The sequence below is a fragment of the Candidatus Poribacteria bacterium genome (assembly GCA_021162805.1).
In the GTDB taxonomy this organism is placed as follows: Bacteria; Poribacteria; WGA-4E; order B28-G17; family B28-G17; genus JAGGXZ01.
In genome coordinates, this window is sequence record JAGGXZ010000141.1 from 1 (window position 1) to 8,369 (window position 8,369).

The window sequence follows — 8,369 nt, forward strand, 5'->3', positions numbered from 1 at the left end:
CCAACATATATGGGCCCGCTGATCCCAATCTGTCACGCATAATCCCGGGCACGATCGCCCATATACTCAACGGTGAACCTCCCGCCATCTTCGAGGAATCCCAATATCACATCCGCGAGTATACCTATATCAGCGATGTAGTGGAGGCATATCTGCTCCTGGCGGAGCGAATAGAGGAGACAAAGGGTAAAGCGTATAACGTTGGGGCGGGTGAAGGGAACATTTTAAGCACGAGGGAACTTGTGGAGAAGATAGCTTCGATGATGGGATCGAACGTTCGGATCAAAGTCATACCCCGCCGGTTCCCCGTGAGGGAGATCAAAACGCAGTATTTGCTGAGCGAGAGGATACGCAAGCTCGGATGGAGGCCGAAGGTTACCATAGAGGAAGGGTTATGGAGGACCATAAAGTGGTACGCCTCTGAAGAGGGAAAAATGTTTTGGAGATATTGGATCTGAGGGATGATAAAGCTGCCGAGAAGATTACATGATCATCAAATCATCGAACATCAGGGTTCCCGATATATCATAGACTACGATACCGGCTTCGTGCTGCCGGCGGATGAGATCATCTGTGATATGTTGCCGTTGTGTCAGAGATACACCGCCGATGAGATATTTATGAAACTGCTGAAACGCTACAGCCGCTCCCGGATACTCCGAGCGTTCAGAGTTCTAGACCGGTATCTAGGCATGGGCCTGCTTTTCGGGGAGAGGATCGAACCTCAGGGGGGAACCCCTTCTGAACGTTTAAAGTTATTCGTCCTATACGGCGGTCCGTCGAGGAGGAGATGGGGCGATTTAATAACCAGATTGAACCATTACCACCTGCTCAAATCTCTTTCCGAAAGAGCAGAGCTATTTCTGGCGCTCTCCGATGGGGGTATGAGGGAAATTCCAAGCTCCGAAGGCATCCATTTCGTCCAGCTTCCCGCCGATAGGGCTTTATCACCGCTTAAGTCCGTTCCCGGTGGATGTAGCGGAGTTTTGATCCTCTCTCCTTTCAACCAGTATGTCCCGCTCTTCATCCGACACTCCAGGGCGTCCGTTCTGATATGGGTTGAAAGCAGCGAGCTCAACGGCGCTTGGGCTCTCAATGCGGTTGGAGCTTATCTGAACATCTTGAGGGAGTCCGATCGCTTGATCACCGATGCCCCCTGGGTGCCGCTCCATATCTCATCTATCTGGGAGGGGTACAAGAGGTGGACGGTTATCACCCCCGGAAGAAACTTTATAAGGATTGATATGGATAAAGATGAAGCTAAGAAGAAGATATCCGCAGCCCTGAAAAGAGAGCGGTTTTCGAAGACCCCACTGATAGGATGGGTCCCGGCAGGCCCCCCTGAAAAGGTGTGGAGGGCGATTGTGAGGATAGCTGAGCGCAGGAGGGAATGGAGCTTCGTGTTATTCGATCCTTTCTTCGAGTTTTATAACCTGATAGACCTTCCGAACGTGGCCCTGTTCGGGTTCCAGAACGCCGAGGATCTGGATGCCCTGTCGGTAGCTTTATCGGCGCTCGACGTGATGTTTTTCCCTGTGGTTTGCGGCGCGCAGAGTTTTCTCTTGAGGGAGGCGATCGAGATCGGAACTAAGTTGGTGATAGCCGGCCCAGAGGGGAATTTCAGGGCAATAGACGAGATAGGAGGGTTCGTGAGATGGGAGTGTAACCCCTTTGACCCTTCCGATCTCCCGGTTGAGGACGTAGATGGGGAAATCGGGAGATGTTTGGAACGCGGGGATGAGATATCATCACCTGATGGTAGGCCTGAGATCTACCAGGGATGGGATAAAGTAGCTGATCGGACCCTTCAGCTGCTGAAGGAGCTCAATTCCACCATGCTTGAACCTCATCGCCCGCCCTTTCAGGTCTTATTCGCCCGGTATTACAACAAGGCGAACAACGCTCTTGAAACAAGAGCGATTCAGCTGCCAGGTTTCACGGGGATAAAGCTCGAGGAAGGGTTGGCTCTCACTCTGTCCGAGCATCATACCGATCGCGAGATCACGACACTGCTTAAGTCGCTGAGACGGGAGGTGTCGCGGTGAAACTTCATCTGGTCAAAAGAGGCGAGAGCGCTTATATCGCAAACCTGGATCGATACCAGCTCATGCCTGTGGATCGGCTCACCGCTTCCTTGTTGGAGCTTAAAAACTCTCACACCGACGGGGAGATAATCGATATGCTGTCATCCGAATACAGTGGGGAAGATATACTATCCGCCTTAAACAGGTTGAAAAAGCTCTCAGAAAGAGAAGAAAAGTTACCTTCTCGAAAGGAAGGGCGTCCCAGAATTTTGATCCCTGAGAAAGGAACGTATCACGCCGATATCTCCCTTCACGCCGGAGGAGGGGTCATAGCATATCATCACCTCATCAAATCGATGTCCAAAAGAGCTGATATCTTCATCGCATCAGATAGAAACCATAAGATAGACGAAGGTATATACGGAGTAGATTTCGATCTGAACCGGGTGACATCGAAGCTGTCACTGATCGAGGAGGATTATGATGGGATACTCATCCGATCGCCGGATGATCTTGAGCTGCTGACCATCTTTCGATGGAGTGACTCGCCTGTGGTTATACCGATATACGCTATGCGCGGACACGGCAGTGAGATGGTCAACAACGTGCTGTTGTGGTACTCAGCCATGAGACCGTTTGACGCTTTCGTTGTGCCGACGAAATCGGTGAAGGAGTTCTATTCCCGTTTTGTCTTGGACACCGATTGCTTTTACAGAATACCCTGTGGGGTCGATCTGGAACATTTCAAACCCATGGATAAAGGGATGGCCAAGAGGGAAGTCGCTAAGATAATAGGCGACGAGCGCGTCCTGGAGAGGCCGGTGGTTGGGTTCTTATCGCGTTTCCAACCGGAGAAAGGTGCAGGGACGTACATAAGGCTTGCTAGATTGATCCCCGATGCGATCTTCCTCGTGGTGGTTCCTATGTTGAACGTCTACGCCCTGTGTGATTTTCCGGGGAACCTTATCTACGCCGGCAGACAGAGCAGGGATAAGCTTCCCATCTTTCTCAACGCCTTCGACATCCTCTGTTCAGCATCGGTGGTTGGCGAGGAGACGTTTGGCCTGGCCGTTCTGGAGGCTATGGCCTGTGGGACGCCGGTCGTGGTGCCGAACTTCGACGGGTTCCCTGAGGTGGTGGGAGATGGAGGTGTGATAGTCGAAGCCCAGACGTTTGAAGATGAAATAGGAAGCATAGCTGGCTACGTTGATCCTGAGGCTTTGAAGGCGGCTATAATTCCGCTTCTTGAAGACGAAACCGCTCGTTTAAATCTCGGCTTGAAGGCGAGAAAACGCGCGGAGAACTTCAGTTGGGATAGGGTGGGGGGTGAGATGGTGAATCTATTCCTACAGCTCAAGGAGAAGCGGTTGAGCACGGATAAATCGGATTTCGACATATGCTTCGTGGAGAGGTGGAACACATATAGGGGCGAGATTGAACCGCTTTCGTTGTTGATCAACGTGACTGAGATAAATGAGAGGCCTCTGATGTTAGATCTTTATCCCCAAACGATGCTGGAGGGATTAGCGCTATCGCTTTTTAGGAAACACTCGCTCCATGAGGTTGAAGCTGTATCGGCTTACTTCCTGAAGAAAGAGGAAGTAATAAAATTGCTGAAGAAGGTGAAGGGTTTCACTAAGATAGTATCTTTGACCTCTACATATAACAAGCGAGACGGGAGTGGGCAAGGAGCTGGTGGCAGTTGAGATACACAGGCGGAGCCGACGCTCAAGTGGTCCTCTGCTTATACAGAACATGGCGGAGATCAATGAGGAGCTTGCAGCAAGCATCCTCTTCGGCCACAAGAGAGGGGCATTCACGGGGGCATATGAGGATAGACTGGGTCTATTCCAGGCAGCCGACAGAGGGACGCTGGTTCTGGACGAGATCACTGAGACGCCTCTCTCCGTCCAGGCCACACTGCTTCGGACGGTGGAGAGAGGGAGAATCAGAATAGTGGGTGATGTCAGGGAGATAGAGGTTGATGTGAGGGTGATAGCAACAAGCAACAGGGATGTGAGGGATGCGATCAGAAGCGGCATATTCCGTAGCGATCTCTACTATCGCCTTGCATCGGTGCAGATTCATATTCCTCCTCTTCGAGAGAGGGTGGAAGACATCCCACTTTTGGTGAAGTATTTCATAGAGGAGCTCAATAGGAGAGAGGGGTTTGGTGTTTTAGGTGTGGATGAGGAGGTGATGGATGTTCTGAAGAGGCGGAAGTGGGAAGGGAATGTGAGGGAGTTGAAGAATCTGGTGGAGAGCTTGGCGATTAAGAAGAAGGAAGGATGGATAGGGATGAGGGATCTTAGGGGGATGCTATCGGTAAGGAGGAGGCGTAGGCATTTGAGCGAGGAGGAGGTGAGGGAAGCTTTGAGGAAGGCTGGAGGTAACAAGAGCGAGGCGGCAAGGATGTTAGGGGTTTACCGACAGCAGATACAGAGGTTAGTTAAGAAATATGGCCTGGATAAGGAGAAGTGGTAGAGATGCAACAAAGGATAAAGTTGCATCCGTTATTGCACCTCTGAAGAATTAAGGTGCTGCAAGAGTTTTAAAGCTTCTGGGTGCAACAAACTCATGAAGTTGCACCTTTGTTGCACCCCTTGGGAGGGGGAAAGCCCTTATGAAAAGCGGCTTCAGATCTGGCATGAAAGTTGCCTACATAAAGATGCAGGATGCTTTGGACGTTGGACATCGGACTTCCTGGGAGTTGATGGTGATGCTGGTATCGGTCGTCATACCGTGCCTGAACGAGGCCAGGACGCTTGCAAGATGCATAGAGAAGGCCAAAAGGGCTGTCAAGGAGATGAAGGTTCAAGAGGAGATAATAGTGGCTGACAACGGCTCCACTGATGGCTCCATCAAGATAGCTGAGTCTCTGGGAGCGAGAGTTGTTCATCAGCCCGAAAGAGGCTACGGCAACGCATGCAGGGCTGGGATAGAGGCTGCAAGAGGAAGATACATCGTGATGGGTGATGCAGACGACACGTATGATTTCAGGGAGATACCTAAGTTCGTAAGGAAGCTGGATGAGGAATACGATCTTGTGCTGGGCAGCAGGCTGAGGGGGGAGATACTGCCGGGGGCTATGTCATTGACACACAAGGTTGGTAATCTGTTTCTGACTGGCGTGTTGAATCTGCTGTTTAAAGCGGGAGTATCTGATGCGCACTGCGGCATGCGTGCTTTCAGGAGGGATGCGTATGAGAGGATGGGGTTGAGGAGTGAGGGTATGGAGTTTGCGTCAGAGATGGTGATAGCGGCAGTGGAGAGGGGCATGAGGATAGGCGAGGTACCGATCAGGTATTATCCGCGGGGAGAAGGATCGAGTTCGAAGCTGAGGACGGTGAGGGATGGGTGGAGGCATTTGAGGTTCATGCTGGGCTGCTGGGCTTTCAGCGTCCGGGGTCCAAAGCTTTGAATCTGGTCTAAGGAGGTAGGTCAAATGCGAGGTATAAGGTTAAGCAGGGAGGCGATGGGATTTGTGATTCTCACAACCCTTCTGTCGCTGACCTTCATCGCCAGCATCGTTTATGCATACACTTCTGAAGGAGGATGGAAAGAGGAAGTAAGTTGGTCGGTCTCCGTCTCAACGAACTATAATAGCCTTGAGAAGAAGACGTACAGCTACCATTCCATCTACGTGTATAACAACCGGTGTAAGGAAAACGGCTACCCCAATCCTAAGATAAAAGTTGATTTCGGTTTTGAGCATAGTATAAGGGAAAAAACACCTCAATATTGGACATGGTACGGTAACACTGTTAATGTTCCATCGGAGGAGCATCCAGAAAGAGAGCTATACCGTAGTAAGACTCTATCTTTAGATGTAACCGGGCTACAAGTAGGGAAAACATACCATTTAGACGCATACACTGAACTTGAAATTTTCGACAGTAAAGGAAGAAAGATAGACTTAAAAGATTATCCTAGCGACCCTGATGACGGATACGTTGAGGAAACTCTTGAATTTACAAGGTAGAGAAAATCTGTAAGGATAGAGCTCAGCGTTTCGCTGAGCTCCTATTAAATACATGAGGAATGGAAAGTGAGATCGTTCCTTATCGTATGGATACATCTCTTGCTCATATCTTCCATTTTTCATCAAGCTATGGCCGATAGGCTGGCCTTCGTTAAAAATTGTGATATATATGTTGCGGATATAGATACGGAAGGGGATATAAGAAAAATCCGAAACATTACAAATCACCCTGCCTGTGATTCTGACCCATCATGGTCACCTGACGGCAAGAGAATTGCCTTCTCCTCAAACCGAGATGGCTTCTTCAACCTCTTCATTATGGGAGCAAATGGGGAAAATCCTCTTCCTCTGAGTAAGGAAATAGACAGCTTATCCTTCGATTGGTCATCCGACGGGAAAAGGATGATCATAGAGGGTGAGCTCATTGGCGAAAGGGGGAGAAAGAAGCTTTTTATAGTAGACAGCTATACAGGGAAGATCCTACTTGAAATACCCATGTTCAAGTTCTCACCCTACTCGGTAGCTTCTGTTAAATGGTCATCTGACGGTAAATTTATGGCTTGTCTTCTTTTGCGGAAACATAAAATCGGGGTGATAGATACGAACACATGGAAGGTGAAGGAGGTGACGAAGAACGGCGAAATTGCTGGTATGTTCGACTTATCGAAAAACGGGTGGATCGCCTTCAAAAGCAAGGACAATAAGGGTTTTTATCTGAAGGTGATAACACCTGAAGGGGAAGAGATTCGAAAATATCAACTTCCGGGTTTCACTGACTTGGATACCCTCTCCTGGTCACCCGGTGGTGACCGGATTATCTTTGCGGGTTCACAAGATAAAGGGAAGGAGCTTCTCTACCTGCTTGATCTGAGAACCGGTAGGATAAAGAGCACAGGGGTTGAGGGTGGTCGTCCTGATTGGTGGGGAGGATATACAGCTGTTGAGCTCCCGAATCTGTTTAATACCTTATGGGGTTTAATCAAAATAAAGGAATGAAGTGGGAAATCGAAGCTGAGGGCGATCAGGGATGGGTGGAGGCATTTAAGGTTCATGCTGAGTTGTTGGGCTTTCAATGTCCGGGGTCCAAAGCTTTGAATCTGGTCTAAGGAGGTAGGTCAAATGCGAGGTATAAGGGGAAGCAAGGAGGCGATAGGGTTTTTGATCCTGACAACCCTTCTGTCGCTGGTGTTTGTCGTCAGCATCGTTTATGCCGCAGGTCATGGCGGCGTCCAAAACAACGTGAGCTGGTACGTTGAGGTCAATAGCCTAACCTACGACCGAGGCTCAGATGTTACCAAAAGCAACCACTCGGTTTATGTGTGGAATGGTGGAGGCGTTTCAGTCTTCGTAGACTACGAGTTCAAACACCAAGTGGATAGTGATCCAGGGAAGACACTAAGAGATCAAGGTTGGTTCATCGAGGTTAAACCGGGCAACGACCCTTCTAATCCGTTCTTCCACTCAAATACGATTACCCGATCGGCTGCCGACTTGGGTCGCGGTTGGCATACGCTAGATGCTTACACCAGAGTTGCTGTGAGGAGTGGGGTGAATCGTCCTCCTTTCATCCAAGATCAAGTAGGCGAACCCACCTATTGGTTCTTTAAGTGAGATGATAGAGGGAGGGTTTATCCCTCCCTCTAAAAGGCCTTTACAGCACAAAACGGAAAATGAATCTATGATGAGAGGGAAATATAAGATCTTTTATACGTTACAAACCCTGTTGCTCTTCCTGATAAGTTCCTCTCTTGCTCTGGCTCAAGGGAAAATAGCTTTCTCAAGACCTAATCCTGTCACCGGATGGACTGATATCTACATAGGGGATGTGGATGCGGAAAAAGGGAAGATATACAACATACGTAATTTCACAAACTTCATGGCTCATGACTTCTACCCGACGTGGTCACCTGACGGAAGTAAGATAGCATTTGTATCAGACCGATCCGGAAGAGGTCATGCCATCTATATAGCAGACTACAAAGGTGAGAACATCCGACTTCTCCTCCCTCAGGACATGATAGGCAATATAAGGGGAGAGCCCGGATGGTCACCTGATGGGAGTAAAATCGCCTTCTCTGCTATGCCAAAGGGGACGCATAATTATGGCCTCTATATAATCGATGCGGATGGTAAGAACCTCCGTAAGGTTAAAGTTTCTGGTTTTCTAGATAGTAATAATTGCCGCTGGTCGCCGGATGGGAGCAAGATAGCAACTCACGCAGGTGAGATATATGTTGTGGATTTGAAGACAGGAGCTTCAAAGCTTGTCGCTGCAGGAGAGGGCATCGATTGGTCGGAGAGAGGATTACTTTATGCTAGAACTCTCAAGCATGGCATCTTCATATGTGATGCGGATGGGAACA

The 8,369-nt window shown here is 49.3% G+C and carries 9 protein-coding genes; all 9 read left to right on the forward strand.

Annotated elements, in window-relative coordinates; all coding sequences use genetic code 11:
- Window positions 1–458, forward strand: a 458-nt coding sequence (locus tag J7M22_10605) for an NAD-dependent epimerase/dehydratase family protein (protein ID MCD6507059.1), incomplete at its 5' end; no start/stop codon positions are given.
- Between the two features lie 3 nt (window positions 459–461).
- Window positions 462–2,045 (forward strand): glycosyltransferase, encoded by a 1,584-nt coding sequence (locus tag J7M22_10610; protein MCD6507060.1) that lies wholly within the window; start codon window positions 462–464, stop codon window positions 2,043–2,045.
- Window positions 2,042–3,730: a glycosyltransferase family 4 protein gene (locus tag J7M22_10615; GenBank protein MCD6507061.1), complete on the forward strand. Its 1,689-nt coding sequence runs from the start codon at window positions 2,042–2,044 to the stop codon at window positions 3,728–3,730. Before J7M22_10610 ends, J7M22_10615 begins: the two co-directional genes overlap by 4 nt.
- Window positions 3,705–4,508, forward strand: a complete 804-nt coding sequence (locus J7M22_10620; GenBank protein ID MCD6507062.1) for a sigma-54-dependent Fis family transcriptional regulator — start codon at window positions 3,705–3,707, stop codon at window positions 4,506–4,508. Before J7M22_10615 ends, J7M22_10620 begins: the two co-directional genes overlap by 26 nt.
- Window positions 4,509–4,692: 184 nt before the next feature.
- Window positions 4,693–5,445 carry a glycosyltransferase family 2 protein gene (locus J7M22_10625; GenBank protein MCD6507063.1) on the forward strand — a complete coding sequence of 251 codons (753 nt, stop codon included), beginning with the start codon at window positions 4,693–4,695 and terminating at the stop codon, window positions 5,443–5,445.
- Window positions 5,446–5,469: 24 nt separating this feature from the next.
- Entirely contained in the window at window positions 5,470–6,006 is a 537-nt protein-coding gene (locus J7M22_10630) for a hypothetical protein (GenBank protein MCD6507064.1), read from the forward strand.
- Window positions 6,007–6,072: 66 nt separating this feature from the next.
- Complete coding sequence (locus J7M22_10635; GenBank protein MCD6507065.1) at window positions 6,073–7,002, forward strand: PD40 domain-containing protein; 930 nt, start codon at window positions 6,073–6,075, stop codon at window positions 7,000–7,002.
- Between the two features lie 123 nt (window positions 7,003–7,125).
- Window positions 7,126–7,617: a hypothetical protein gene (locus tag J7M22_10640; GenBank protein ID MCD6507066.1), complete on the forward strand. Its 492-nt coding sequence runs from the start codon at window positions 7,126–7,128 to the stop codon at window positions 7,615–7,617.
- Between the two features lies 1 nt (window position 7,618).
- A partial coding sequence (locus J7M22_10645; GenBank protein ID MCD6507067.1) for a PD40 domain-containing protein occupies window positions 7,619–8,369 on the forward strand: 751 nt, incomplete at its 3' end.